This window comes from uncultured Serinicoccus sp. (genome assembly GCF_947487915.1).
Lineage (GTDB): Bacteria > Actinomycetota > Actinomycetes > Actinomycetales > Dermatophilaceae > Ornithinicoccus.
This window is the reverse complement of record NZ_CANKYH010000036.1, coordinates 1-456: the sequence shown is the minus strand read 5'-3', so window position 1 is coordinate 456 and position 456 is coordinate 1. Positions and strand designations below refer to the sequence as shown.

Sequence of the window (456 nt, the reverse complement as noted above, 5' to 3'; positions counted from 1 at the left end):
GACGGCCACGACAGCGATGGAGTGCGCGTCCAGGGCATCGGTCTTGCGGTTGTGGCCGGTGTCGAACAACCGCACCCTGGCGGCCAGCTTCGCCGGGACGTCGACGACCCGTTCACCGTCCTCGACCAGCCGCTGAGCCAGCGGGCGCCCGGTCCCGTTGGCGCCCTCGACCGCCCACAGCCGGTGCGGGAAGGTCCGCACGTAGGACCGCATCGCGGTGTACCCGCGCTGGTCGGTATTGAACCGGCCGGTCGCGACCAGCCGCTCCTGACGGTCCACGATCTCGATCGTCGCGGACAGCTTGTGGGGATCGACCCCGATGATGACCTCTGCCATGCTCCTCGCCTCCAACAGGCGCCTCGAACCGATAAACGGAAATGGCGAGGTGGGCAGTGCTACTACGAGCAGGGCAATCCCCTCTTGAGCCACGCCTCGTCAGCGGTACCCGACGAGGCA

At 68.0% G+C, this 456-nt stretch carries 1 protein-coding gene; it reads right to left on the bottom strand.

Translation table 11 applies throughout. From position 1 onward, the window contains the following. Positions 1-336: transposase (locus Q0795_RS17115; protein ID WP_298891760.1), on the bottom strand; the 336-nt coding region annotated here is incomplete at its 3' end. Between the last annotated feature and the right edge of the window lie 120 nt (positions 337-456).